This window comes from Salinimicrobium oceani (assembly GCF_012037645.1).
This window is the reverse complement of sequence record NZ_JAAVJR010000214.1, coordinates 1-619: the sequence shown is the minus strand read 5'-3', so window position 1 is coordinate 619 and position 619 is coordinate 1. Positions and strand designations below refer to the sequence as shown.

The 619-nt window shown below is 42.2% G+C and carries 1 protein-coding gene; it reads left to right on the top strand.

Features of this window, described 5'->3' with window-relative positions; all coding sequences use genetic code 11:
- Nucleotides 1-276: 276 nt before the first annotated feature.
- A complete protein-coding gene (locus HC175_RS16335; RefSeq protein WP_168139449.1) occupies nucleotides 277-618 on the top strand; it encodes a hypothetical protein in 342 nt (113 codons plus the stop codon).
- The last annotated feature ends 1 nt before the right edge of the window (nucleotide 619 follow it).

Here is a 619-nt window from a genome sequence, read left to right as displayed (position 1 = left end):
GGCATCAGGAATGTCCAACAATTAGAGGCAGCGTGGAATGCGGGTGCAGATCTTGTGGTGATAGGAACTGCTTTTGAACAAGGCCTGACTTTGTAACTGACGTTCTTTTTGTGGTGAGTTTCCACAAAGAGTTGTGGAAAATCTCATTTTTGAACCCTTAAAAATTTCAGTTGTTTTCGGATGAATCCTTACGTGGTGAGGCTTTTAAGCTTGGTGATCAAATCTGGTCCAATTATTTCAGTTACTCTGTCATAACCAAAACTAAAATAATTGATCATGAAAAGAATATTTTTTACCGCAGCAATCGCAGGAGCGATGTTTTTCTCAGCAGGAACTGTTACCGCCCAGGTTTACGAAAATTCAGAACGTGAAACTCCCTTTGTGGAAGAGCAAAAAATGGAATACACTCAGATCCAACAGCAGGATCTGCCACAGGAAGTGCGAAAAGCTGTGGAAAAGGATTATCAGGGTGCCACAGTTTCTGATGTTTATTCGGCCGAAAAAGAAGGCGAAGTTATTTACAAACTGGTTCTAAGTACACAGGATGGGGAATCGCAGGAGCTTTTTGCAGATGCTCAGGGTAACTGGATCCAGCAAGGTGACAGTGATCTGGAATAAC

What these genes read in the sequence shown, in the direction of transcription:
- HC175_RS16335 (WP_168139449.1), top strand. Translation starts at nt 277, where the DNA reads ATGAAAAGAATATTTTTTACCGCAGCAATCGCAGGAGCGATGTTTTTC.